Origin of the sequence: Ruegeria sp. AU67 (genome assembly GCF_900312795.1) — a bacterium.
GTDB classification, from domain to species: domain Bacteria; phylum Pseudomonadota; class Alphaproteobacteria; order Rhodobacterales; family Rhodobacteraceae; genus Ruegeria; species Ruegeria atlantica.
Map to the genome: position 1 here is coordinate 74,314 of NZ_OMPH01000030.1, position 25,051 is coordinate 99,364.

The 25,051-nt window shown below is 57.6% G+C and carries 27 protein-coding genes and 1 tRNA gene; 11 read left to right on the top strand and 17 right to left on the bottom strand.

What is annotated here, in order from left to right; all coding sequences use genetic code 11:
• The first annotated feature begins 42 nt into the window (after positions 1 to 42).
• From hisF to DK510_RS17170, 3 genes are all read left to right on the top strand, one after another.
• Complete coding sequence (gene hisF / locus DK510_RS17160; RefSeq protein ID WP_109313124.1) at positions 43 to 804, top strand: imidazole glycerol phosphate synthase subunit HisF; 762 nt, start codon at positions 43 to 45, stop codon at positions 802 to 804.
• The gene (locus DK510_RS17165; RefSeq protein ID WP_109313125.1) at positions 801 to 1,118 is read left to right on the top strand and encodes a phosphoribosyl-ATP diphosphatase; all 318 of its coding nucleotides are present in this window, start codon (positions 801 to 803) and stop codon (positions 1,116 to 1,118) included. Before hisF ends, DK510_RS17165 begins: the two co-directional genes overlap by 4 nt.
• Before the next feature lie 72 nt (positions 1,119 to 1,190).
• Positions 1,191 to 1,766: a hypothetical protein gene (locus tag DK510_RS17170; protein ID WP_109313126.1), complete on the top strand. Its 576-nt coding sequence runs from the start codon at positions 1,191 to 1,193 to the stop codon at positions 1,764 to 1,766.
• Positions 1,767 to 1,769: 3 nt separating this feature from the next.
• Here the strand turns inward: DK510_RS17170 and DK510_RS17175 are convergent, their stop codons facing one another.
• From DK510_RS17175 to rlmB, 4 genes are all read right to left on the bottom strand, one after another.
• On the bottom strand, positions 1,770 to 2,240 hold the full coding sequence (locus tag DK510_RS17175) for a CoA-binding protein (protein WP_109313127.1): 471 nt from the start codon (positions 2,238 to 2,240) through the stop codon (positions 1,770 to 1,772).
• Positions 2,241 to 2,438: 198 nt separating this feature from the next.
• Positions 2,439 to 2,891 carry a YHS domain-containing (seleno)protein gene (locus tag DK510_RS17180; protein ID WP_234999123.1) on the bottom strand — a complete coding sequence of 151 codons (453 nt, stop codon included), beginning with the start codon at positions 2,889 to 2,891 and terminating at the stop codon, positions 2,439 to 2,441.
• 104 nt (positions 2,892 to 2,995) lie between these two features.
• A complete protein-coding gene (locus DK510_RS17185; protein WP_200833257.1) occupies positions 2,996 to 3,310 on the bottom strand; it encodes a hypothetical protein in 315 nt (104 codons plus the stop codon).
• On the bottom strand, positions 3,294 to 4,064 hold the full coding sequence (gene rlmB / locus DK510_RS17190) for a 23S rRNA (guanosine(2251)-2'-O)-methyltransferase RlmB (protein WP_109313128.1): 771 nt from the start codon (positions 4,062 to 4,064) through the stop codon (positions 3,294 to 3,296). Before rlmB ends, DK510_RS17185 begins: the two co-directional genes overlap by 17 nt.
• Before the next feature lie 116 nt (positions 4,065 to 4,180).
• On the opposite strand from rlmB, the gene DK510_RS22865 reads away from it, so the two are divergent.
• Both DK510_RS22865 and DK510_RS17195 read left to right on the top strand, forming a co-directional pair.
• Positions 4,181 to 4,264 (top strand) — tRNA-Tyr (locus DK510_RS22865).
• Positions 4,265 to 4,491: 227 nt separating this feature from the next.
• Complete coding sequence (locus DK510_RS17195; protein ID WP_109313129.1) at positions 4,492 to 5,973, top strand: hypothetical protein; 1,482 nt, start codon at positions 4,492 to 4,494, stop codon at positions 5,971 to 5,973.
• Between the two features lie 7 nt (positions 5,974 to 5,980).
• Here the strand turns inward: DK510_RS17195 and DK510_RS17200 are convergent, their stop codons facing one another.
• The 7 genes from DK510_RS17200 to DK510_RS17230 form a co-directional block, all read right to left on the bottom strand.
• A complete protein-coding gene (locus DK510_RS17200) occupies positions 5,981 to 7,102 on the bottom strand; it encodes an alanine racemase (RefSeq protein ID WP_109313130.1) in 1,122 nt (373 codons plus the stop codon).
• A complete protein-coding gene (locus DK510_RS17205; RefSeq protein ID WP_109313131.1) occupies positions 7,099 to 8,346 on the bottom strand; it encodes a D-arabinono-1,4-lactone oxidase in 1,248 nt (415 codons plus the stop codon). Before DK510_RS17205 ends, DK510_RS17200 begins: the two co-directional genes overlap by 4 nt.
• An 86-nt stretch (positions 8,347 to 8,432) precedes the next feature.
• Positions 8,433 to 8,954 (bottom strand): DUF2478 domain-containing protein, encoded by a 522-nt coding sequence (locus DK510_RS17210; protein WP_109313132.1) that lies wholly within the window; start codon positions 8,952 to 8,954, stop codon positions 8,433 to 8,435.
• 72 nt (positions 8,955 to 9,026) lie between these two features.
• Positions 9,027 to 9,692, bottom strand: a complete 666-nt coding sequence (locus DK510_RS17215) for an NnrU family protein (RefSeq protein ID WP_109313133.1) — start codon at positions 9,690 to 9,692, stop codon at positions 9,027 to 9,029.
• A gap of 108 nt (positions 9,693 to 9,800) precedes the next feature.
• Positions 9,801 to 11,867, bottom strand: coding sequence for a proline/glycine betaine ABC transporter permease (locus DK510_RS17220; RefSeq protein WP_109313134.1), 2,067 nt, complete (start codon positions 11,865 to 11,867; stop codon positions 9,801 to 9,803).
• Positions 11,864 to 12,913, bottom strand: a complete 1,050-nt coding sequence (locus DK510_RS17225) for a glycine betaine/L-proline ABC transporter ATP-binding protein (protein ID WP_058275679.1) — start codon at positions 12,911 to 12,913, stop codon at positions 11,864 to 11,866. Before DK510_RS17225 ends, DK510_RS17220 begins: the two co-directional genes overlap by 4 nt.
• A gap of 10 nt (positions 12,914 to 12,923) precedes the next feature.
• Positions 12,924 to 13,874, bottom strand: coding sequence for an ABC transporter substrate-binding protein (locus DK510_RS17230; protein ID WP_058275748.1), 951 nt, complete (start codon positions 13,872 to 13,874; stop codon positions 12,924 to 12,926).
• Between the two features lie 416 nt (positions 13,875 to 14,290).
• Here DK510_RS17230 and DK510_RS17235 point away from each other — a divergent pair, with 416 nt between their 5' ends.
• Both DK510_RS17235 and DK510_RS17240 read left to right on the top strand, forming a co-directional pair.
• Complete coding sequence (locus DK510_RS17235; protein ID WP_109313135.1) at positions 14,291 to 14,953, top strand: DNA-3-methyladenine glycosylase I; 663 nt, start codon at positions 14,291 to 14,293, stop codon at positions 14,951 to 14,953.
• 41 nt (positions 14,954 to 14,994) lie between these two features.
• Entirely contained in the window at positions 14,995 to 15,687 is a 693-nt protein-coding gene (locus DK510_RS17240; RefSeq protein ID WP_109313136.1) for a hypothetical protein, read from the top strand.
• A gap of 3 nt (positions 15,688 to 15,690) precedes the next feature.
• On the opposite strand, the gene DK510_RS17245 is transcribed toward DK510_RS17240, so the two are convergent.
• Positions 15,691 to 16,089, bottom strand: a complete 399-nt coding sequence (locus DK510_RS17245) for a cytochrome c (RefSeq protein WP_234999127.1) — start codon at positions 16,087 to 16,089, stop codon at positions 15,691 to 15,693.
• Positions 16,090 to 16,181: 92 nt separating this feature from the next.
• On the opposite strand from DK510_RS17245, the gene DK510_RS17250 reads away from it, so the two are divergent.
• The gene (locus DK510_RS17250) at positions 16,182 to 16,619 is read left to right on the top strand and encodes a DMT family transporter (RefSeq protein ID WP_109313137.1); all 438 of its coding nucleotides are present in this window, start codon (positions 16,182 to 16,184) and stop codon (positions 16,617 to 16,619) included.
• Here DK510_RS17250 and DK510_RS17255 read toward each other — a convergent pair.
• The 3 genes from DK510_RS17255 to DK510_RS17265 all read right to left on the bottom strand — a co-directional run bounded on the left by DK510_RS17255 (position 16,603) and on the right by DK510_RS17265 (position 19,628).
• A complete protein-coding gene (locus DK510_RS17255) occupies positions 16,603 to 17,289 on the bottom strand; it encodes an ABC transporter ATP-binding protein (RefSeq protein ID WP_109313138.1) in 687 nt (228 codons plus the stop codon). The genes DK510_RS17250 and DK510_RS17255 overlap by 17 nt on opposite strands.
• Entirely contained in the window at positions 17,282 to 18,577 is a 1,296-nt protein-coding gene (locus DK510_RS17260) for a lipoprotein-releasing ABC transporter permease subunit (RefSeq protein ID WP_109313139.1), read from the bottom strand. The genes DK510_RS17255 and DK510_RS17260 overlap by 8 nt, the downstream gene beginning before the upstream one ends.
• Before the next feature lie 64 nt (positions 18,578 to 18,641).
• Positions 18,642 to 19,628 (bottom strand): DUF6492 family protein, encoded by a 987-nt coding sequence (locus DK510_RS17265; protein WP_109313140.1) that lies wholly within the window; start codon positions 19,626 to 19,628, stop codon positions 18,642 to 18,644.
• 337 nt (positions 19,629 to 19,965) lie between these two features.
• Here DK510_RS17265 and DK510_RS17270 point away from each other — a divergent pair, with 337 nt between their 5' ends.
• A complete protein-coding gene (locus DK510_RS17270; protein ID WP_058275672.1) occupies positions 19,966 to 20,316 on the top strand; it encodes a hypothetical protein in 351 nt (116 codons plus the stop codon).
• Positions 20,317 to 20,321: 5 nt separating this feature from the next.
• Here DK510_RS17270 and DK510_RS17275 read toward each other — a convergent pair whose 3' ends face one another.
• Both DK510_RS17275 and proS read right to left on the bottom strand, forming a co-directional pair.
• Positions 20,322 to 21,215: a glycosyltransferase family 2 protein gene (locus DK510_RS17275; protein WP_109313141.1), complete on the bottom strand. Its 894-nt coding sequence runs from the start codon at positions 21,213 to 21,215 to the stop codon at positions 20,322 to 20,324.
• Positions 21,199 to 22,539 (bottom strand): proline--tRNA ligase, encoded by a 1,341-nt coding sequence (gene proS, locus DK510_RS17280; RefSeq protein ID WP_109313142.1) that lies wholly within the window; start codon positions 22,537 to 22,539, stop codon positions 21,199 to 21,201. Before proS ends, DK510_RS17275 begins: the two co-directional genes overlap by 17 nt.
• A 168-nt stretch (positions 22,540 to 22,707) precedes the next feature.
• Here proS and DK510_RS17285 point away from each other — a divergent pair, with 168 nt between their 5' ends.
• Both DK510_RS17285 and DK510_RS17290 read left to right on the top strand, forming a co-directional pair.
• Positions 22,708 to 24,072 carry an FAD-dependent oxidoreductase gene (locus DK510_RS17285; protein WP_109313143.1) on the top strand — a complete coding sequence of 455 codons (1,365 nt, stop codon included), beginning with the start codon at positions 22,708 to 22,710 and terminating at the stop codon, positions 24,070 to 24,072.
• Positions 24,072 to 25,046, top strand: coding sequence for an isopenicillin N synthase family oxygenase (locus DK510_RS17290; RefSeq protein WP_109313144.1), 975 nt, complete (start codon positions 24,072 to 24,074; stop codon positions 25,044 to 25,046). The genes DK510_RS17285 and DK510_RS17290 overlap by 1 nt, the downstream gene beginning before the upstream one ends.
• Positions 25,047 to 25,051 lie beyond the last annotated feature (5 nt).

The following is a 25,051-nucleotide window of genomic DNA, read 5'->3' on the forward strand; positions in this document are numbered from 1 at the left end:
TGGGGTTTTGCCGATACAGGTGCGCCAACAAAGGACGCCGGTATGCTGAAAACTCGTATCATTCCCTGTCTGGATGTCGCCGATGGCCGTGTTGTCAAAGGTGTCAATTTCGTTGGTCTGCGTGACGCGGGCGATCCTGTAGAGTCGGCCAAAGCCTATGACGCAGCAGGCGCGGACGAGATCTGTTTTCTGGACATTCACGCCACCCACGAAAACCGCGGCACCATGTTCGATGTGGTTCGACGCACAGCTGAACAGTGTTTTGTTCCGCTGACGGTCGGTGGAGGCGTCCGTACAAAAGACGACGTTCGGGCGCTGCTGCTGGCGGGTGCCGACAAGGTCAGCTTTAACTCGGCCGCAGTCGCCAATCCGGATGTCATAGCGGAAGCTGCGGATCAATTCGGCAGTCAGTGTATTGTGTGTGCCATCGACGCAAAAACAACCAGCCCAGGCAAGTGGGAGATCTTCACCCACGGTGGCCGCAAGCCGACCGGTATCGACGCCGTCGAATTCGCCAAAACTGTTGTCGCCAAAGGAGCCGGAGAGATTCTTTTGACCTCAATGGACCGCGACGGCACCAAGGCAGGCTTCAATCTGCCGCTGACCCGCGCGATCTCGGACGCGGTGGACGTGCCGGTGATTGCCTCTGGCGGCGTAGGCAACCTGGATCATCTGGTCGAGGGTGTGACAGAAGGCGGAGCCAGTGCCGTGCTGGCGGCCTCGATCTTCCATTTCGGCGAATACACTATCCGCGAGGCCAAAGAACACATGGCTGCGGCTGGCATCCCCATGAGGCTGATATGAACATCCTACACGATCTGGCCGCGACGATTGAGACCCGCAAAGGTGCCGAGCCCGACTCTAGCTGGACTGCAAAACTGTTGGCCAAGGGGCCAGAGAAATGTGCCGAGAAGTTTGGGGAAGAGGCTGTTGAGGCCATCATCGAAGCCGTCAAAGGCGACAAAGACAAGCTGACCGCCGAGGCTGCGGATGTCCTCTATCACCTGTTGGTCATGCTGGCCGCGCGGGACGTGGCGCTGGATGACGTTTTGACCGAGTTGGTCCGACGCAAGGGCACAAGCGGCATCGCGGAAAAGGCATCGCGCCCAAAAACCTAAGCCCGGGTTCCGTCCTGCCGTTCTGCCCTGTATAGTCAGGGATCAGTGTGGGACCGACCGAGGAACGCGGGAATGACCAAGGCTCTGGCCAGTGTAATGGCTTTGCTTTCGCTTGTGATGTTTACCGCGTGTTCGGCACCGCCGCGCTCGACAGGTGATGAAGTTCAACGACTGGCAACGGAAATCCGCAGCCTTGGTCCCGACATCGACCCCGAAGAAGCCGACCGCGCAGCCCGCATCGCCTATTCCTATACCGCGCAGCTGGTTCAGGAATACGAAATTACTGACCCTCCGCTGATCCACAATGCCAAGGTCAACAAGGGTCTACGCCCGCGTGGGCTGTGTTGGCATTGGGCCGAGGATATCGAACGTCGGCTGAAGCAAGAGAACTTCCGGACGCTGGACTTGCACCGTGCGATAGCAAATGCGGACAACCAGTTCAGAATCGACCACAGCACAGCCATCATCAGCCGCAAGGGTGAGACGATGTTTGACGGCGTGGTGCTGGACCCATGGCGGTACGGCGGTGTTCTGTTCTGGTCGCCCTTGGTGGAAGACACCAAGTATGAGTGGGTGCCCCGAAGCGTTGTTCTGGAAAAGCGCCGCCAGGAACAATACGGGGAATTGCTGCCGTATGTCGGAGGCTAACCTTCACAGTCTGGAAGAAATCACTCCGGTCGCGAATCCACCCATGCGCAGCTCGCCAAACAAGCGCTGATATTCTATTTTAGGGCAACGATTCATCACCACATCCACGCCGCGCGCCTGTGCTTTGGCTGCGGCTCCGGGGTGTTCAACGCCGATCTGTATCCAGATCGTGCGTAGGTCGGGAAAAGAAGACAGTGCTTCGTCGACTATTGGCGGAACAGCTTCGGAACGGCGAAAGATGTCAACCATATCGACCGGCTGAGTAACCTCAGACAATGACGCGCGAACGGTCTGGCCAAAAAGTAACTTCCCGGCATGACCTGGGTTCACAGGGATCACCGCGTATCCCTTAAGTGAAAGATACCGCGCGACATAATAGCTGGGCCGCGCCGGGTTCATCGAAACGCCTACCACAGCAATCACCTTGGTGCGACGCAGGATGTCTTTCAGGAATGGGTCTGTGTAATTCGGCATGCGGGCACCCTAGACTTGGCGCAGCAAAGAAAAAAGCGCTCAGGTCAAACCTGAGCGCCAGTTGTTGGAACGAGGGACAGTGAAATGACCCGCGGCAGTTCCGTTCCGCGGTCACTGTGACATTTAGGCATAAGTTCAGAGAAAAAAAGAGGGGTGTCGCATTTTTGTGATGACAGACCGAAGAAGGCGGAAATTCGCCTAGTCTTGATACAGCACCACAGGCCAGTTTTCCTCGGCCATGTGAATGTATTCTGCACGATCTCCGTGCCAGAGCTGCTCAATCTCAGGCGAGTGGGTCAGATACAGTCGGCCTTCCACCATGTCCCAAAGCATCGGATCGGTGCTTTTTAAGATACCTTGCGCCATGGCATAGGCGCAGTAGCCCCCGAACTGAGGGGAAAAGGCGCGAGGATTGCTTTCAAACAGATCGCGATTCTCGGCCGAGGCGAAATGCCACTCGGCCCCTTTCCAGATCACAGAATATTCTGGCAATCCGCGGACCGGCGTTTCCTCAAGAAAATATGAGACTGGGTCGTAGCCGGCCATGACGGCACCGTCCGCCTCATAGAAGACGGGCATGTCCTGTGCATGAGCGGCAGAAAGAAGGGCAACGGCGGCTATCGCGCCATGTATGAAACGTTTGATTGGCATCACATGCTCAGGATTACAAATTCAGGGTATCAAAATGCAATCTTTTGTCGCGCGAAACACCCCTATTAACGCGGTTGTGAACGCCCGTGTCGCTTTAATCCGCGTCAGTCAAAGATATCCTCGACCACATCCCAGGCCTCATCAATGACGCGCGCAAAAATCCCCTTTTTCTTCTTTTTCTTTTTGGACTTGTATGCGGTGGCGGTTTTGTAACTGTCGCGCTTTGGCTTGTCATTGCTCAGCTTGCGCTTGGGAACCATCTTGAGGTCATGCAAAGGGGCACCGCAGCTAGAGCAGCTGAGTTCGTGGCGTTGCTTCCCCTTCAGAACCAACGCAGCGCGCGTTCCGCAATAACAGCAGGTGGCGATTTTGGTCGGGCTGGTAATGGCTCTCTCCTGTCTATCAATGCCTTGAAGCATATAAGGCAATTGCGGCAGCATTTGAGACGTTCAGAGAACCAAACCCACCGGATGCGTCGATTTTCACCAGTTGATTGACAGTTTCCTTGGTCTTTTGCCGCAGACCCGGCCCTTCGGCCCCCAGAACCAGCGCAACAGGTTGATCCAGTTTGCCGCCCAGCGCGGTTTCGATGGTGTCCTCCGCCTCGCCATCCAGACCCAATACCAAGAATCCCATATTCTGCAATTCAACGATCGCATCCGCCAGGTTGCGCACACGCAGATAGGGCTGACGCTCCAGCGCTCCGCTGGCGGTTTTGGCCAGCGCGCCCGTCTCTGGGGCCGAGTGGTGCCGCGTACCGATCACCGCACTGGCCCCAAGCACTTCGGCCGAGCGAAGGATCGCCCCAACATTGTGCGGGTCGGTGACACGGTCCAACAGAATGACCCTGGGATGTTCACGCCCAATGCAGTTTTCAGCCAGCCCGCCCCAATCCAGCGGCTTGACCTCCAGTGCAGCCCCCTGATGGACTGAACCGGGATCAATAGGAGCGGTAAATTTCCGCGGATCGACCATTTCGGCCTCGATCCCTGCAAATTCAATCGCTTCTGCCAGTTTATCCTGGGCATTCCGCGTCACAACAAGGCGGAGTTTCTGCCTGTTGGGGTTCATCAAAGCATCCCGAACGGCATGCAAACCGAACAGCCATACGGTTTCAGACGCCGCGGCTTTGCGCGCCTGTTCCTTTTCAACGACCCACTTGGGTTTCTTCATTTCTTGGGCCTCCGGGCCGGGAATTCGGTTTCCTGCGTCAAAGCCAAATTTTCCTGTTGACGCTTCTTCAAGGCGCTAGTAATCACGCCTCCACGTCAGGTGCAACGCCTGACAGTGGGCGACAGGCCGCAAGGTGTGGCAGGGGACTGTAACTCCCTCGCGGAGACGCACGCCTGGTTCGATTCCAGGGTCGCCCACCACTTTCCAATCACATGCAGATCCCTCAATCCAAGCATTTTCGTTTGCACTGGCCTTCGATTGCGAGGCTCTGTTGCAAATTGTTGACATTGGCAGGACGCTACGCAACGGATCAGCGGTCTTGTCACTGGAAGTGCAAATCGCCTCAGGTTAATCTGATCGCAAACAACGAACAGCCGGATTCCCAGCGAAGTCAGGGCTTTGCGGATCAATCCGATGTGGAGAATAAATGCTACAGGCAATACGTGAAGCGCAGGATTTTGGCATTCCGTTCGATGATGTTTTTCCCCATCAATACGCGGTCAGATCGGACAGTGTGGCAGCGCCCGAAGGTTGGAATACAGTTGAGTTCCCCCCTTTCAAAATTCATCACAGTCCTCGGCTAAACGTTGCGCAACCTGAATGCGCCAACGCCAGCCTACAGCTGTTGATTCTAGGGATCGCGGTCGACACCGGAAAGGTCATAGCAGACGATACACAGATCGATCTTGGTGCCAGTCCGACTTGGCGCGATCTGGAAAACTGGCTTGAAAATCTGGCCGGGCGCTTTGTCATATTCAGCAGTCTTGGACGCGAGCAAAGGCTGTACTTCGACCCTACCCTGGAATTGTCCTGTTTCTATAATCCAAAGACCGGCCTTATCGGCTCATCACCTTTCATGGCGCTGGACCGACCCATTGAGCCAGGTCGGTATATCCGGGTCGAGGACGTCATGTCTGGGGCAACCAACTTTTCACTGGGCATCACTGGTGATCGCGATTTGCGGCTGGCGCGGCCAAATCAGGCTCTTACCCTTGACCGGTATCAGCAATACCGCCATTGGCCCCGGTCGGACGCACCGTTTACCGCAGATGTAGATATTGACACTGTTGCATCAGAAATAGTGACGCGTCTCGGGGCGACAGTTGGTGCGCTTGCGGGATCCTTTCGGGCCGCCATTCCGATTACAGGTGGGTATGACAGCCGGGCACTGGTCGCGTCGGCCAAGGAGCACCTTGAACATGTCAGTGCGTTTTATACGCACCGGATTAACTATCTGTCATCGCTGGATTGTCTGCTTGCCCAGAAAATTGGACAGAAACTTGGATTCGAACCCGATTTGATTGACGGCATGAAGTTGACCGAAAAACGTGACCCCTCGGATGCACCCAGCTTAGAGGAGAAACTATTCGGCCTACGCACGGGGGGGCACACGTCGACGATGGGGTATCGTGAATTGGCAGCGCATGCATTCCTCCCTGATGCCCAGATCTCTCTGCGCGGCAACGTCATGGACATGAACCGTGCAAATCAGTGGAAAAGGCAGGATGCGTTTCGGTTTCTTCATCTGGTTCGACGTCTGCGCCTGAGGGCACCCGAAGGCATTCAACCAGCCGTCTTTTGGCAGCGTGAGGTGATGACTTGGCTTGACACACTGCCGCCAGAAGCGCGCCCCAACGCATATGACCTTTCATTTCTTGAGAACATCCTTCCAAACACAATGGGTGCCATGCTGAACGGGATGCCATGTCACTTTACGCTCAATCCGTTCAACGACAGATACCTGATCTCGCGCAGTATGGGCGTCACTCCTGCCCGGCGCCGAAATGGAGAGCTGAACGCGGCGATCTTGCGTCAGTCGGTGCCCGAACTGGCCGAGCTTCCTTACAACCAAGAGATCAAGCGCGACCCCGAGGCGCGCCGCGCCGCCGAAGCCCTGTTTGCAGATTAACCGACGCCTAGTTAGGCAGGCATGGCCATTCACTAATCACCTGCCTGCCTCGGACGGCCAGAATGGTGCCGAACTGATTCAGCACAGCCTCGCTTTGATCAGGGCGCAGCAGTGCGATGTCGCCCGGCGATACGTCTGCCGAACGTGGACCTGTCCACACTTCCTGATTGCTTGAACGGCCAAAGACCGCTGAGTAGCCAAACGCTGCTGGGAAAACCGGCTGGGCAAGGAAGTGGCCGCCAAAGATCGCAATATCCGTTTTTTGTCGCGGCAAGAACTCCAGACCCGGCAATGCGTTTCCCGGCATTACTTTCAGAACCGGTGTCGCGATGAACGCGGCTGGGTCAAACGCCTGCGTCGTAGCGTGGTCAAAATCGCCGGGCTTTACCAGGACCGAGCCGAATGCCACCTCATTCGCGGCCCCCTCGGCAAGGTAGGATTGAAAGGTCAGGCTGCCGCCTGTGTTCAGGCACAGCTCATCCTCGTCACGCGGCAAAGCGGCGACGGCTGTGTTGAACGCATCTGCACTGGCCCGAACCGCGCGGTTGCGTAGAATGCCGGGCAGTTTCGCCAAATGCGCCTCGTACCCCATGACCCCGGCAAGTTGCCCGTATGGGTGCGCCATTATTTGTTGGGCAAGTTCTGCGACATTCTGAGAATTTAGCCCGCCACGGTGCAGGCCGATATCCAGTTCCAAAGACAAACGCAGTGACGTCTGGCGATCTGAAGCCAAAGCCAGATATTCTCCAAGCCTATCTGGGGTGTCAATCAACCATTGAACCCGCCTTGCCGCGTCGCGATTGGTGGTCAGAAGCCTTGCAGCCGTACTGACAGGCAAGGGCTTCCCGATCAGATGGTCCGTATCGGGCTCGGCCGTCAAAAGCGCCTGCAACATCGGTTCGGAAAACGTCATCAGGCCAGAGGTCGAGATGCGCTCGCGAATGAAATCCAACAAAGGAAGGCAGGGCAGAGACTTGGCGACCAGCCTGCGGGCCAGCCCAGCGTCAGCAACTCTGTTCGCGACAACACAATTGGCATCCAACAAGTCTAAGTCCACTACGACGACGGGCTTGTCGACCCCGTGTGATCGCAGAGCATTTGACAGAGCTTTCAGGGCTGCTGCGTTCATGGCCGAAACAACCGAGCAAGCGAGGGCGTCAGAAATTTACCCTGTGGATCGAGCTGTTCGCGTAACGCACAAAACTGGTCAAAATCCGGATACATTACGGACAGGTCTTTGTAAGTCAAATTGTGCATCTTGCCCCAATGAGGGCGGCCCCCTGCTTCGACAAATAGCGGCTCAATGGCTTCGAAATACCGTTTATGATCCTCGGCTGCGTCGGTGTGGATGGCAATGGAAATGCGCGGCCCACCCTGGAACGGAGACAGACAGGCCGTGTCACCAGCGGTCTGGCGCACCTCGATCGGAAAGTAGATATCCTTATGGTCGCGATGCAGGCGCGTCAGAACCTCTTGCAGAACATCCCCAGCCACATCTGGCGGCAGATGGTATTCCATTTCCTTGAAACGAATATGCCGGTCGCTACACAAAACCCGCCAGCTTTCGCCGACGTAATCCTCGTCCGACTGCGCAAGCGTCAGTAGCTTGAGCATCGCACGGCGCAAACCCTCGCTGATCCGCCCCGCGCTGCGTGCAAGTTTCAGTACTTTTACAGCGACCATATCCAAATCGCGCGGTGCCTTGCTTTCGGCGGCATCGATGATGGCGTGACGAAGCTCGACAGTTTTTCCGGTAAACGGGATGCAGAAGAATTCGAAATTCCGGTTCTCCGTCCAATTCTGGTGCATCCTAGCCAGACTATCCTCGACCGAGGCAAGCCGGACCTGCCGACGTAAGTTGTACTTTGGCACGACCCTGATCTGCGCTTCGGTCAGAACGCCTAGCATACCCAAACTGACCTGTACCATCTCAAGCGGGATATCATCCGTGGTCAGAACATCACCGCTTGCCCCGACCATTCGGGCAGCGGTGACTTCTGCCGCAAGGCAGGGAAGTTCGCGCCCGGTCCCATGGGTCGCGGTCGACACCGCACCAGCCAGAGATTGCGCGTTGATATCCCCAAGGTTGCGGAACGCCAGCCCCTTGTCCGCCAGTGCCGGCGACAGATCCCGCAAACGCGCATTGGCGTTAACCCACACCCGATCCTGCCGGGCATCGCCAAGCGTTGGCAGGCCCAAATCCGACAAGTCCACAATCCGGTCACCACCGGCCACGATCGGCGTAAAGGAATGCCCCGCACCCAAGACCCGCAGGCTTTGGGGTCGCGCGATCTCATTTTGCAGTTCAGCAATCGACGTCGGGCGCGCTATTGGCGTATCCGTGCGCTGGTTTCCGGCCCAGTTGGTCCACATGCACTGTCTCCTCCGAGAGAGAGGATCGCAGCACATGCGACACGAAACAAGTTAGGAAAACAGAAGCTTACCCAACGGGAGCTTTGTCAGGCCGCGGCCTCACGTTGCGCAGTGACGCGGTCGAACCAAGCAATGATGCTTTCAGAATCAGGTGCGATCTGTTCGGCAGCACCACCTGTGAACGCGTCGAATTTTTCTTTGTTCAGGCCATTCACACCGACAAGGACGGGAATATCCTGCGCCAGTGCTTCGGCGATCACCGGGCGGAATCCGCGCCCGTCAGCCTCATGCTTGCCGAATTTGTTGATGATCAGCAATTGGGGCGCATCGGCCAGCGAAGACGTCACATATCCTACGGCCTGTTCCAACGCGGCCGGGTCCAGACGACACCCCCGCGACTGCTCACCAAGGGATTGCGAGATGCGAATGGTCTCTCCCTCGGGCAGAACTCGAACATCCATGTCACACTTGCTGCTATCCGCGCATTCGGTATTGGTTTGCACCACTCCGGCAAGGCTCGCGCCTTTCGCGAGCAGGTGTTCGGCAACCGCGCTTAAAAGACGATCGGTTGCGCCGCGGTCGGTGGTAGTAACATAGGCCAGATGCATCTAAGGACCCCTAAGTACAGATTTGTGACATTCCAGATAGCACGCAAGTACTCGCGCGGCCACTCTCTTGCTTTACGGCAGTGGTGACAACCCGATCACAGGCGCGTGCAGATGAAGCAGGGCCATGAAGATGGCGATAGCAACAAACCAGGCCCAAGGGCGCGGCCAGGGACGCGGCGCGCGCAGCGACAGACGACCTGTATTGCGGGACAACCGAGTCCATTCCATACCCATATCGCGTTGTTTACGGCGGTCGATCAAGGCCATGCCTAAGACAGCAAAACCGGCAAAAAGCCCAAACAGGATCACGTGTGACAGACTGCCATTGGCCAGCAGATGCGCCACGGCCCACAGCATCAAGGCGACAAGAATAGGGTGGCGCGTTGTCCGCAGAATGCCCGGTTTTTCAGGATCGAAGGCGCGTCGCCCCATCCCGCCAAAAGAGAACGGGTTTTGGATCGACAAGCCTGCAACCGCCAGCCAACACACGATCGGCATCACCAAGAGTGGTGCCCAGCGAAAAATGGCAAGCGGTGGTATGACCTCAACGTAAGGCGCTTGTGCCGCGGCGACGATCAGCCATGCCAGCACCAGTAAGGAAAGTGCTGAATAAGCAGCGAAATACCCCCTGCGCCCCAACAATTCGATCAGCCGTCCGCGAACACCCGGCCTCACCGGGATGGCGTGGCTGAGGAGAAAGGTAATCAGTGCTGCGAGGAAGAAGGCCCAACCGGTCATCGTATTCTCCGAACGTGTTACGCGCGGTCTACGTCCCGAACCCTGTCCGGTCTTTGTCTAAGATCAAGTGCAGGGCAAAAGGGGCGGACGCGCCGCCCCTGCCCCAATTTACAGCCCCAGCGCTTTGCGCCGTTCTTCGGCAAAACCCTGTACGATACGGTCGGCAACAAGCGCCAGAATCGCCATAGCAGCACCGGCCGAGATGCCCAGACCCACATCCGCTTGCCCCAGTGCAAGATAGATCGACTGCCCCAGACCGGTGGTCCCGATCAGTGCCGCGATCACCAGCATTGCAAAGGCATAAAGGATGGTCTGGTTCAACCCCAGCAGGATCGTCGGCGCAGCATATGGCGCGCGCACATCGCGCATGATCTGCCACTCGGTCGCACCGCTCGAGATTGCGGCCTCCATCATCTCTTCCGGAGTGTTGACCAGCCCGTGACGCGTGTAGCGGATCATCGGGACGATGGCGTAGGCACAGATCGCCAAAAAGGCCGAGAACTCACCAATCTGGAACACCATCAGCACCGGGATCAGGAAGACGAATAGCGGGATCGTCTGCAGCATGTCGCAAATTGGACGAACGACCTTCCAGACTGGCGCCCATACCGCGCTGGCCAGTCCGATCAAGCCGCCTGCGACGGCGCAGGAAAACACCGCAGCCCCGCTGAGGTAAAGCGACAGCAAGGCGCGTTCCCAAAGACCGGAAACAAGGATGGTGCACAGCAACCCCACCGAAAGCGCCGCCAGACGCCAGCCCCCCGCGACATAGCTGAGCGCAGCCGCCCCGGTCAGGACGAAGGGCCATGGCAGGTATGCAATACCAGTTTCCAACATTCCGATCAGGATCAGCACGATCAAACCGCCCGTAAGGTGACCGCGCCATGCCATCAGTACGGCGATGACCGCGCCGACGGCGAACAGGCCGAAGCTCATGCCAGCTGTCCACTGGAAACCCCACGTGAACGGCAGAACGGCCTGATCCAGACCTATCCGCAGTGGCAACAGGACATAGAACAATGAGTTGTTCTTGAGCGCATCCAGCCAAGGACCGTTCGCTTGCGTGAACGCGGTCAGGCCGCTATCGACAGCCTCGGCCATCGGGTCCAGCAGGGTCAGTTCGGACGGGTTCGGCAGCCATGCCCAGAAGGCGGCTGTAAACAGCGCCGTAAAGCCCAACAACGCCCAAACAACGCGTGGATCATAGCGCTTACGCTCAGTCGCCAGCGTGCCGCTCATCCGGTCGATCACCACGGCAAAGACCACAATGACCAAACCGGCCATCAGCGACTCGCCAAACTGAGCCTTGCGCATGGTCAGAAGAACTTCCCAGCCGATGTCGTTGAACCCGCCGATAACGGCGGCGATGATGACCATCGACAGGGCGGCCATCAGACATTGGTTCACGCCGACCATGATCTGCGTCGCGGCAGCCGGGATTTCGACTTGAAACAGCTGCTGAAACCGCGTGCCGCCAGACATGATGGCAGCCTCTTTGATCTCGGGCTCGACCCGTTCCAGACCCAGCATCACGTTGCGCGCCATTGGCGGGGCCGCATAGATGGCCGAAGCGATCAGCCCTACGACCGGACCAAAGCCGAACAACAGCAACAGCGGGGTCAAATAGGCAAAAGTCGGGACCGTCTGCATCACGTCCAACACCGCCTGAACAAAGGACTTCACGCGCGGCACCTCGTTGGCAAGGATGCCGATGGCACCGCCGACGACTAACGCGACGGGCACAGAAACGGCAACCAGCGCCAGCGTATTCATACTCTCAGCCCAGTAGCCTGAGGCCAGCACGAAACACAGCCCAAAGAAACCCAACGCCGCCATGGGCAATCCGCCCAGGAACCAGCCCAGTGCCGTTACCAGACCGATGAGGATGGGCCATGGTGTATTACCTAATACGAAATTGGCCCCGTTCATGGGATATGCCATCAGGTCAGAGAACAACCGCATCGCCGGTTTGATACCGTTCAGAAACCAGTCCAGAAACGCGCCGACCCATTGCGTGGCGGGCAGTTCCCAAGTGGCGGGCCACTTGACCAACCAAGGCGCAAGACCCTCCAACGCAAGGCAAATCGCGCCGACAACGACTGTGATTAATGCCGCCTTCGCGCCAACCGTCAATTGGATCGCGCTGTTGCTGGGGATGTCTGACACGGCAGTCATGTCTCATCCACCTGAAGGGCGGCGGCAAGATCAGAAGGATGAACCGTGCCAACAATATTGCCGTTTTCATCTCGCACAGGAACGGGCTCATAAAGCTCCATGCAATGCGCCAACGCAGCGTCTAGCGTCATCGAGGTTGTCAGGCCAGGATCATCCGGGCCACGTTCAGACTCGTCCCGCATGACCGAGGCAACCTTAGCGTGCTGACCCTTGGCCACGTCTTTCGAGAATTCGCGCACGTAATCATCTACGGGGCGCAATACGATATCCGTCGGCGTTCCGATCTGGACGATCTTGCCATCGCGCATGATGGCGATGCGGTCGGCCAGTTTCAGCGCCTCTTGGATATCATGAGTAATGAAGACGATGGATTTCTTCAGCGTCGCCTGAATGCGCAGGAATTCGTCCTGCAGCTGTCGGCGGATCAGCGGGTCGAGGGCCGAGAACGGCTCGTCCAGAAACCAGATGTCCGGGTTCACCGCCAAAGACCGTGCAATTCCCACGCGCTGACGCTGACCACCGGAAAGCTGACGCGGGTAGCTGTCCTCGCGCCCCTCCAGTCCGACCAGAGTGATGACCTCTTGCGCACGGGCCATTCGTTCCTTTTTGCCGACGCCCGATACGCGCAGTGGATAGGCCACGTTGTCCGCAACAGTCATGTGTGGAAACAGGCCAAAATGCTGGAACACCATGCCCAGTTTTTTGCGCCGCAATTCGGTCAGCGCTTTCTTCGACGCGCCGATAACGTTTTCGCCGTCGACACGGATTTCGCCGCCCGTGCCCGGCAGCAATTGCGAGATACAGCGGATCAGTGTGGACTTGCCCGATCCCGACAGCCCCATGATGACGAAGAGCTCGCCCTCTTTGACTTCGAAATTTGCGTCCTGAACAGCCGGGATGAACCCTTGTTCGCGCAGATCGGTGGCGGCTTTGTCTGCGTCATTCCCTGACCGAGACAGCGCGTCGGTCAGGGCTTTGTCTGCGCCTTGACCAAAAACCTGCCAGAGATTCTGGCAGGTAATGGCTGGCGTATTCGCATCAGTCACTTATGCGAACTCACTGCGTTGCCGCGTCAACAACCGGACGCCATTTGTCTTCGTTCGCAGCCATCCATTCAGCGACAACTTCTTCGACCTTACCGCCGTCAACGTCGATCGCGCCCATCATCGGCTGCTGGTCCTCGACCGCCAATTGATAGTTGGACAGGATTTCATAGGCCGCGGGCCATTTTTCTTCCATCCCATTCCAGCTGGCTTTGAAGATGCGTGAGGGCGAGAAATCGCAGTCGTTCACGGCGTTCGGGTTCGGTCCCCAAGCCGGATCGTTAAAGCAGGCTTCTTCACCGGCAGGCAATTCAACGAACTGAACGTCATAGGCCGACATCGCCCAATGCGGCTGCCAGAAAGTGATCAGCAGCGGCGACTTGCGCTCGGTCGAGGCGCGCAATTCGGCGATCAGAGCGCCTTCGGAACCGGCAGGCACAGCTTTGAACGGCAGTTCAAGACCGGTCATACGGTCGGCGCCGGGCGTACCCCAATCGGCAGGATAGTCGACCAGACGACCACCGGGCAGAGTTTCAGCGGTCGCGAAGACCTGCGCGCAATCCTTCAGCGCTTCCCATGCCGGCAGACCGGGGCACAGATCGGCCACGTGCGCCGGATAAGCGATGCCTTCCTTGGCATCCAGACCCAGATCGCCAATTTCGACGACGGTGCCTTCGTCGATTTTCTTGGCGTATTCGTCCGAGACGTTTGACGACCAGATTTCCAGCGTCGCAGTGATGTCGCCATCCGCGATTGCCTGGAACTGGTTCATCATACCAGCGGTCACATATTCGACGTTGTAACCCGCGGCTTTCAGCATCTCGCCCGCCACTTGGGTCGTTACGTGCTGACCGGTCCATTCGTTGATCGCCAGTTTGATCGGCTCGTCCACGGCACCCATATCGGCGGCGTAAGCGGAACCGGCTACCATCATAGCCAACAGGCTGACACTAAGTTTTTTCATCGACATTCTCCCTGTCTTTTTTTGTTTTTCGTCCACCTCAGCGCACAGGTGCGCGCCGGAAGGTTGGACAGACGACAATACCATGTCGCAACATGCACAATATTGGCCGCAAAAGGGAAGTGAACACTTTGAACAAAGGCGGAATTTTTCGCCTTGTATTAAGCCGCAAGTCCCCACTCGCTGCGTTGTACTGATCGCGCGCGTTTTTGCTTAACACAAATATCAGGCGCAGGTCTTTGATTGACGAGTCAATCAGAAACCCGATTCCCCTGTTTTGTCGAGCATTTCTTTGCTCGATGTTCGATTTTTCTGCATTTTTTTGATCTCAGACGCACCAAAAGTCCAAAACCTCACTCTCTTTGAGACCTTGCAACGAAGCGTTCAACAGGCAACTTTATCGGTGGAGGACATGATTGATGCATCATTTCGATGAAATTTTTGTAATGGCTGCCAATCGCCATGGTGGCCCGGATGCGTTGAATGAAAAATTGAGCAAACCCAAAAGCCTGGCCGAGCTTGCTGAGATGCCGGAAGATCGCTGGCTGTCGATTATTACCAAGACTATTTTTCAGGCGGGGTTCAACTGGAAGGTCATCGAAAACAAGTGGGACGGGTTTGAAATCGCATTTGACGGTTTCGATGTCGGACGCTGCGCCTTCATGGATGATGAGAAATTCGACGCCTTGCTGCAGGACACCCGCATTGTGCGCAACGGAACCAAGATCGCGACCGTTCGTGACAATGCCGCATTTCTGCTGGAACTGCGTAATGAAGGCGGCGCGGGTCAGGTGCTTGGAGGATGGCCATCCGAAGACTACGTCGGTCTGTTGGCGATGCTGGCCAAGCGCGGGTCGCGTCTGGGCGGCGCGTCGGCCCAATACGCCATGCGATTTGCAGGGTGTGACAGTTTTATCCTCTCGCAAGATGTGACCGCGCGGCTGGTTGCCGAAGGGGTGGTTGATAAACCCGCGACTTCGAAAAAGGCAATGGCTGCGGTGCAAGAGGCCTTTAATACATGGATGGATCAATCAGGCCGGTCGCTAACCGAAATCAGCAGGGTTTTGGCGATGAGCCTGTGAAAACGGGTTGCAGCGCGGGCGCATCGCATTAGGCTTTGATTATGGCCTTTCGTATTTTGATGACGCTATTAATTTTGCTTGCTGCCTGTGGTCGCCCTTTGACGGGTCAGGAACGCGCATTTGCAAGTGCCGTTCAAGGCGACACGCTGGATTTGGATCGCGTGCGACTTGTCGAAGGTGCGCCGGTAACGCCGATCACGTTTTACCGCAAGGACCGGCCGCGCCTGGCCTGTCGGGAACGTATCCTGCCACCAACCGAAGAAGGGGTCGTAACCGCGAAACCCGCCGCTGTTGCGTTGTTCAATAAGGTCTATTTTAACAAGGACTGGTACCTTGATGACTATATGTCCGATTTCCCGGAACAGATGGACCTGATTGCCGGGATGTTGCTTGCACACGAACTGACCCACGTCTGGCAATGGCAGAACCGCCAGTCCACTGGTTACCACCCCCTGCGAGCCGCCGCCGAACATGGCGGAAGCAAGGACCCGTACTTGTTCGACCTGCAGACATCGCCTGATTTTTTATCCTATGGATTCGAACAACAGGGGGCGATCGTCGAGGAATACGTCTGCTGCCGGGCCTTGGACCCTACCGCACCGCGGACCCAGCGCTTGCATGACATGTTGGGCGCGCATTTCGACTTGTCACCGCTGCCTGGCGCGCAGCGCGAGCGTGCCGTTGTCATTCCGTGGAGCGGAGCGAAGATCGAAGGGATTTGCCGCGAAGGCTAAGCCTTATTGCAGCGTCTCCAGATATGCCACCAGATCCACAATCGGCTGACTGGTCAGGATAGGCTGACCGTCTGGGGTTTTCATCGTGGTATCCTGCCCGTCGAAATAGGGACCGTAAACCGGCATCGGGCTGCCATGACTGACCAGCGGATCACGGCCGTCGATACGCGCCACAACACGGGCTGTAGGGAACACTCCATCCCCGGATGCCAGCTGTGTCAGATCAGTCGGCTGTATCACCAACACACCAGCCATTGGCCCATGCCCGGTCGCATCGATCCCATGACAAGTCGCACAATAATGCTGATAGAGTTCGGCACCGGTTTCAACGTTCTGCGCTATGGCCTGAGACGCCAACGCAGCAACACTCGCGCAAACGGCCCTGAACATCGGTCTGATCATCGCATCCTCCTGTCACGATTGACATTTGCAGGCTTGCCCGCCGGGCGGCTTGGCGCAATGATCCAGATCAACGAAGCGGGAGGATACGGGCAATGACACAATACGCAGCCATTATGCTGGCGGCCGGGATCGGCGTTCCGATTCTGGCGGCTTTGAATGCCGCACTGGGCAAGCTGATCGGGTCCCCGACAACCGCCGGCGTAGTCCTGTTTGCCATCGCGTTCCTGGGGTCAGCCCTGGTCATGCTGCTGTTTCCAGGAATGGAAGCGCTATCCAAAGTGGCCCAAGCCCCGAAACACTTGTTGCTGGCCGGTGTTTTGATTGCGTTTTATGTTCTGTCGATCACGCATGTTGCCCCCCATTTCGGGGTCGGCAACGCAGTGTTCTTTGTTCTGCTGGGGCAGTTGATCAGCACGGCGGCCATCGACCATTTTGGCCTGTTCGGTGCTCAGGTCACGCCGCTGACATGGATACGGGCCGGAGGCATCGCCGTGATGGCGGCCGGTGTCGCCATCACTCAACTGGCTTAAGAACACCCGCCTCCAGCCGCAGTTTTTGGTCCATCCGCGCGGCCAGATCCATGTTATGCGTGGCAATCAACGCTGAAAGCCCTTCATCCCGGACCAGCGACATCAAAGCACCAAATACCTGATCCGAGGTTTCGGGATCCAGGTTACCGGTCGGTTCATCCGCCAGCAAAACACGTGGTTTGTTCGCCAGGGCCCGGCAAAACGCAACACGCTGCTGCTCGCCCCCTGACAGGGCGGCGGGGCGGTGTTTTGCACGTGCCGCCACTCCAACGCGGTCCAGCAAGGCCATCGCTCTGTCCTGTGCAGCCTTTTCGGATACACCGTTAGCCAGTTGCGGCAGGGTGATGTTTTCCAGCGCGGTAAACTCGGGCAACAAATGATGGAACTGGTACACGAACCCAACGTCCTGCCGTCTAAGCGCTGTACGGGTTCGATCCCCCCTGCCCGCTACATTCTGGCCCGCGATCTCAACTGATCCTTCATCTGGTTTGTCCAGTAGCCCAGCAATGTGCAACAGTGTCGATTTGCCTGCCCCGGATGGCGCGACCAAAGCCACAGCCTCACCTGCGCGCAATTCCAGATCGACCCCACGCAACACCTGCACCTCACCTGGAGTGCCCTTGAGGTAGGTCTTGGTCAAACCGTTCAGCCGCATCGTCAGATCATTCATAGCGCAGCGCCTCAACCGGGTTCAGCCGCGCCGCGCGGCGGGCCGGGAAATAGGTGACGATGAATGACAGCCCCAACGACAGCCCAATCGCCTTGAGAACATCTGAAAGGTGCAACTCGGCGGGTAAGGAGTAGATGCCGCGAATGGACGGATCCCAGACGCCGCCGCCCATGACGTAGTTCACGAATGAGAATATCGGGTCGATATAGATGGCAAACAGGCAGCCGAGGATCACGCCCACAACGGTACCGATGATGCCTGTGAATGCACCGCAGATGAAAAAGACTCGCAGGATCGACCCTTCGCTCAGGCCAATGGTGCGCAGGATGCCAATATCGCGCCCCTTGTTTTTCACCAGCATGATCAAGCCCGACACGATATTCATTGCCGCAATCAAGACGAGGATCGACAGGATGATGAACATCACGTTGTCCTCAACCTCAAGCGCACGCAGAAATCCGCCCGAAGCATCCTGCCACGTCCAGATCTGGTTGCGCCCGCCTGCGGCCTCGAGGATGGGAATCAGAACCGGGGTCATTTCCTCGGGCCGTTCGACCATCACTTCGATCTCGTCGGCCACACCGTCGCGGTTGAAAAAGCTCTGAGCTTGCGTGAACGGCATGTACACGCGGGTGCGGTCGATGTCATACCGCCCGGCCGAGAACACATAGACCACCTGATAAGCGTTCACGCGTGGAGACGTCCCAAAGGCGGTTTTCACCCCATTGGGTGAGGTCAGCTTGACGGTGTCACCGACCGTCGCTCCGATGCTGCGCGCCACACCGGACCCAATGGCAATCACATCCTCTCCGTCTTGAAACTGGGTCAGATCACCGACGGCCTGTTCGCTTTGCGCGACGCCGGGCAGATCGCGCAGGTCGTCGGGGCGGATACCAAAGACCTCGACCCCGCTGCTGCGATCGCGATTGGTAATCAGGACCTGCCCTTTGACCAGCGGGGCCGCGCGTTCCACGCCCGGAACCTGCGCGATCCGGCTGGTCATCTCTTCATATTCCGCGATTGTGCGGTCAACGCGCCCCTGCGCATCAAACTCTCCGGCGGAGTACACAGTCACATGGGCGTTTGCGCCCAGAATAGTGCCGACGAATTCGGACCGAAATCCAGAACGGACGGCCAGAGTGGCAATCAGGGCAAAGACGGCCAGCGTGATCCCGATCAGGGAAATCCACGTCATAACGCTCACGCCACCTTCGACACGGCGCGCGCGCAGGTAACGCCACGCGATTTTCCACTCAAATAGGGCAAAGGGCGGGGGTGTTCTGGCCATGCCTGCTCCGGTTATTTTGTTGTCGCGACCCTTTCGGCATTTCACCGGATGGTCAAGCCGGTTGTCAGCCGGTCAGCGTCGCCGCGCGGTTTAGCACCTCTTCGGCGCGCGGTCGGGTACAAATACCCCTGTCTTCCAACTCGGAAAACACACGATCCCGCAGATCGCCGGGCAACAGCGACAAGGCGCGGTTATGCAGACCCAACGTCAATGCAGCGGGATCATCCAGCATCGCCAACTGCGATGCCATTTCCTCGGGCGAATAGGTCGGCCAGAGCCCGATATTGCATTGCGCGTGGTCCTCGAACCACTGTGCATAGCCATCCGGCGATTTGAGGCAGAACGCATTCAGCAACATGAACTCGGACGGTCGCCTGCGCGATCCGAACAGCGCCTGAACCGAACCGTAGCGATCATTGATCTCGTCCAACAGCGCCAAGGCCAAGGATCGGCGCATCGCGAAAGGGGTCGCAAATGTCGTGGTCCTTAACCCGTTGAGGTCGGTACCTGACGCGCCCAGTGCATCAAGGCTCTCGACCAGCCAATTGCGGTGGTAATCGCTTTGGACGTCGATGAAAGCGATACGCGCCGCACCATTGTCAGCAAAGAACTCAGTCGGGTCAAAGCTGCGCAGAAAGACGTTCTTGGTGTCCAGGATAACCATGTTCTCGGACGCCGCAACGCGCGCGGCACCCAGCTTCAGAACTTGCTGACTGCGATACCCGTTGGACCCGCGCCACCCCTGCCTGCGAATGCCGGGAATACGAAACCGATTTTCGATCATGATCCGATCCGACAAGGATCGCCGCGCGTACTGACCGGGCTGCAACAACAGGTCATCGCCGCCCAGGACCTGAACCTTGGATCGCAGTGGGCCGTATGAAGCCAAAAGGGGTTCGATTTTTGCCCTGAGCGTATCTTCGTCGCAGTCATTCATGATCACGTGAATCGACGAAACCATGTCCGGAGCGACAAAACGGGCAAAAGACAGCGCCTGAAGTTCAAGCAGGGGAAAGTCCTTGGAATACACGACGGTCGCGAAACTCAGCACAGCGCGGGCCCTTTCATCGTTTTGCTCGGTTTATCAGCAATTTCGGCGCGGTCAAATTCACTCTCAAAGCCTCGAAAATGCGAATCAGTAGGGCCACGGGTCGAACGGTCACACGAATTTAAGGAGATCGTCCGCCACCAAAGTATACCCCCGGTTGTGACGCTCTTCACAGACAGCCCGGTATTGTTTCAGGTATGAAGTCAATGTGAGCATGGCGAGGCAAACTGAACTCAAAATGCAACATTTGAAACGCAACTTTATTTCGCGTTTTGCTTATTTTTGGAAACTTTGTCACCCTGATTGTGGGGGAATACATTTTTTAGAGCGGGGGTCGCTCATGAGTATTCGAATTGAAACTGAACAACCGGACGCATTTTCGGTCCGACAAACATCAACAGAACTGGATTGTGAATCCGCAGTTCTACTGCGAGCAACGATCCTTCCGATCTTTGCCAGCGCGGCAAGCTGGGCTGGTCTGACCGACATCCTGAACGACAAGGGGTATCGCCTGGTCTTCCGGGATGGACGGATGTGCCTAACCGATCAAACTACCGGAGACCGGATTTGCGGTCTGCGCTTTCTGGGCCTTGAGTTCAGGGATTTGGTGCGACGGCTGGGCCGTCCAGTCGTTGTCGCACGGGGCCATGAGGCAGACGGAGATGTTCTGACCGCCCGACCGACAGCCTGACGCGCCTAAAAGCTGCGCCAGAACTGAACGGATCGGCGTGTCGTCTTCCACAGACTATGGCGCGCGGCGGCTTTGATGGCATCCGACGTGCCGGGCTTTAACAAGCGCTCAAGGATCAGGGCCGCGGGCATGTGACCGCGTCGGTAATATCGAGCGAAATCGGACTGTGTTAGGCCATCGGCCGACCTGTACCCGCTGTAGTAATTCATCCAGACACGGGCGTAATCTTCCGCTGTTGCGGCATCGTCGCTCGTAGCGCCCCTGCCCCAGAACATGGATATCGGGTCGTCAATGCGCTCGCCCTGATACCCTTCGGTCAAAAGGCGTAACATCAGATCGTAATCGGCCGCGACGCTAAATTGAGTGTCATGTCCGCCCAGCGCCAAAAACACATCCCGCTTCAGCAACACAGAGTTATGACAGAACGGCATCCGCTGCAGAATCGCAGTCAGCGACATCCGTTTCTCTCGGCTTTCCGACCCATCCTCGAACCGGCGCAGGGTCGAGCCGAACAGGAAATCCGGCTGTGTCGCTTCAAGGCGATCAGCGACGATGTTCAAAATGTCGTCGGATGCCAGCGAGTCATCCGAGTTCAGGAACAACAGATATTTCCCACGCGCGGCCTTCGCGCCCTTGTTCATCGCGTCATACAAACCGGTATCCGGTTCGCTAATAAGCCGGGTGCGAGCCGCGTCCGCGGTCAGGTTCTGTAGAAACTCGACCGAGCCATCACTCGACGCCCCATCCTGAATGATATGCTCAGCCCGGTCGCAATTCTGACGGGCCATGCACTCGATTACCTCGCGAAAACTGTCCTGCCGCCCTTGCGACAGCAGGTCATAGGTCGCGGTAATGACCGAGATCAGCGGCGCGTCTGAGGTATCAGGCGATGCGCTCATAGATCTCGGCGATCTTGGTAACGGCGGCTTCGGGGGACATCTCCTCGCTTTCGCCTGTACGGCGACAGGTCAGTTCAACTACTCCGTTTTTCAAACCGCGCGGGCCAACGGTGATGCGCCAGGGCAAACCAATCAGGTCCATGGTGGCAAACTTGCCCCCTGCCCGTTCCTTACGGTCATCATACAACGGGTCGAGGCCCAGCGCAGTCAGCGCGCCGTAGATCTTGTTACAGGCGGCGTCGACCTCGTCATCACCCTGTTTCAGGTTGACGATACCGCAATGGAACGGCGTCACGCCTTCGGGCCAGATGATGCCCTTGTCGTCATGGCTGGCCTCGATGATCGCGCCGATCAGGCGGCTGACGCCGATACCGTGGCTGCCCATGTGAACAGGAACCGGCTTTCCATCGGGGCCTTGAACAGTTGCGCCCATGGCATCGGAATACTTGGTGCCAAAGTAGAAGATCTGGCCAACCTCGATCCCGCGCGCCACGCGGCGGCGCTCTTCGGGGACCTGATTGAACAGCGCCTCGTCATGGGTTTCATCCGTGCGCGCGTATTTCGAGGTGAACTCTTCGAGAATGGCCTGACACTGCTCGCGGCTGTCGTAGTCGATTTGACGATCACCAAAGGTCAGGTCGGTGACTGCACTGTCATAGAACACCTCAGATTCACCGGTGTCGGCCAGAACGAGGAACTCGTGCGTGTTGTCGCCACCGATAGGGCCGGAATCGGCACGCATCGGGATGGCTTGCAGGCCCATGCGCTCATAGGTGCGCAGATAAGTGACCAGATGGCGGTTGTAGGCGTGCAGCGAGTCCTCTTTGGTCAGGTCAAAATTATACCCGTCCTTCATGTAGAATTCGCGTCCGCGCATTACGCCGAAACGGGGGCGGATTTCATCGCGGAACTTCCACTGGATTTGGTACAGCGTCAGCGGCAAGTCTTTGTAGCTGCTCACATGACCGCGGAAGATGTCGGTGACCAGTTCTTCGGCAGTCGGCGTGAACAGCATATCCCGGTCATGCCGGTCTTTCATGCGCAGCATTTCCTGACCGTAGTCATCATACCGCTCGGATTCGCGCCACAGATCCGCCGACTGGATGATGGGCATCTGGATCGCGATATGGCCAGCGCGTGCCTGCTCTTCATGGATGATGTTTTCCAGCTTGCGCAGCACTTTGAAGCCCAGCGGCAACCATGAATAAATTCCGGCAGCAGCTTGCTTGATCATCCCGGCGCGCAGCATCAGCCGGTGGCTGACGATCTGGGCCTCGGAGGGGTTTTCCTTGAGAACGGGCAGAAAGTAACGGCTGAGGCGCATTGGTGAACCTTTGAAGGTGAATTTGGACTTCAAAGTTGCTTATGCCAAAGCCCCGCCGGGGGCAATCATGCATTGGTTATTTTGCGACCTCGGGCCGGTCGGTTTTTTGATTGACCCGCCAGTCAGGGTTTTCAATTGTGACTGAAATACCAATTCCAGGGGGCACCCATGCAAACCATTCAGGAACCCGCGCGTCAAATACCGGTTGTTCATCAGACAGACGTTCTTGTGGTCGGGTCAGGACCGGCAGGGCTGGCTGCCGCGCTAGCCGCCGCTCGGGCCGGGGTCGAGGTTTCGCTTGTCGACCGCTTCGGCTGCATGGGTGGCAACATCACCGCCGTCGGCGTTGAGGGCTTCGCCTGGTATCGCCATGAACAGACGGTCGAAGCTGGCGGAATCGGCATGGAGTTCGAGACCCGCGCCAAGGACATGGGCGCCGCGGTCCCCGAAAGCCAGTCGCTGAGCTATGAGTTGGACAGCGAAGGTTTTAAGCTAGTGGCCGACAAGCTGGTTGAAGAGGCAGGCGTTCATCCGATGCTGCACCGGCAATTCGTCGCTCCGATCATGGAGGGAGACCGGATCACAGGCATCATCACCGAATCCAAAGCTGGGCGTGAAGCAATCCTGGCCAAGTTGGTGATCGACGCCACCGGCGACGCCGATGTAGCCCACCGCGCAGGCGCGCCAACCCACAAAACCGCCCGCGAAGACATGATGGCAGCCTCGGTCATGTTCCATCTGGCCGGTGTCGACAAGCGCGCGTTCATGGAAGGTGTCAAAGCCGATCCGCAGACCTACAAGGATTGGGGCGGCGGCGGCGAGTGGAACATCGAAACTTCGGGCAAAGAAGACGACATGTTTTCCCCCTTCGTGCACAAGCCGTTCCAGCAGGCCATCGATCAGGGCCTGATCCCGCCGCATCTGAACACCATCGCGGGCACATGGGGTGCAATGCACGACACGGGTGAGCTGACCTATATGAACCTCATCCATCTGGGCGAAATCGACGGAACCGACCCCGACAGTCTGACAAAGGGCGAGATTGAAGGCCGCCGCCAATCCATGCTCGCAATCGAGGCGCTTCGTCGCTTTATGCCGGGGTGTGAAAACGCGCGGCTGCGCAATTTTGGGATGACCATCGGCATTCGCGACACGCGGAAGATCGACGCGGTCTATAACATGACTGAAGATGACGCCCGCCATCAGGGCCGGTTTGAGGACACGATCGGCATCTACCCTGAATTCATTGATGGCTATGGCATCCTCATCCTTCCGACTACCGGGCGATATATGCAAGTTCCCTATCGCTCGATGCTGCCCAAAGGCGTCAAAGGCCTCCTGGTTGCAGGCCGCTCGCATGGTGCGGACAAAGTTGCCCACGCTGCAACCCGCAACATGGCTTGCTGCGCGGTCATGGGTCAGGGTGCAGGAATTGCCGCAGCCATGTCGCTGAAAAGCAATCAGGGTCTGCGCGACATGAACCTCGCCCCAGTTCACGCCGAGCTAGATCGGCAAGGCGTGAGGATTCACTGATGCAATCAATCCCGACGATCGACATCTCTCCACTGAAAGACACGGCCCATCCGGACCATGACGCAACCGTTCAGCGGATATTGGACGCCTGCACCGACATCGGCTTTCTCTCCATCACAGGCACTGGGGTTTCGCCTGACACCGTTGATCAGGTCCGCGTCAAGACGCGCGCGATCTTTGACATCGATGAACAGAGCAAGTGGGATCAGGCGATCACCCGCGACAACTATCGCGGATATATCCCCATGGGTTTCTTCACGCCCAATGATGGCTCGGGCAAAGCGGACAAATACGAAGGTTACAAGCTTCATTTCGAAGTTTCCGAGGACCACCCGGTTCGCGATGACTGTGCCCTTTATGGACCGAACCTTTGGCCAGCGGAGGTACCGGGCGCGCAGGATGTGATATTGGAGTATTGGTCGCAACTGGACCACGTGGCCAAACTGCTGCTGGGCGCGCTTGAAATTGGGCTGGGTCTGAAGCCCAACGTCCTGAAAGCGGCTTTTGCAACCCCCATGACCAACATGACACTGTTGCACTATCCGCCGCAGGCCCCGGATGAGGAAGGCTTTGGCATTCATCCGCACAAGGACACGGATGCCCTGACCATCATCGCCCCCGACCCCGTCGGCGGGCTTGAGGTGCAGACCCGCGATGGCGGATGGATCACCCCGGATTGCCCTCCCGGCGGCTTTATCGTGAATATCGGCGATATGCTTGAGCTTTGGTCCGGCGGACAGCTTAAATCCACTCCGCATCGGGTGGTCAATAAATCTGGCAAAGAACGCTATTCCTTCCCTTACTTCGCAGTTCCGCGTCATGACGTGGTCGTTGAACCGCTACTGCCGCCCCTGCCCGGCTTTGATCGACCGTCTGTTCATTGCGGACATTGGTCCGCCGAAATCTGGCGCACCAACTGGCCCGATGAAAATGCCACCGTCGATACACCCGAGCTTGGGACGTTCAGCTCATAATCCTT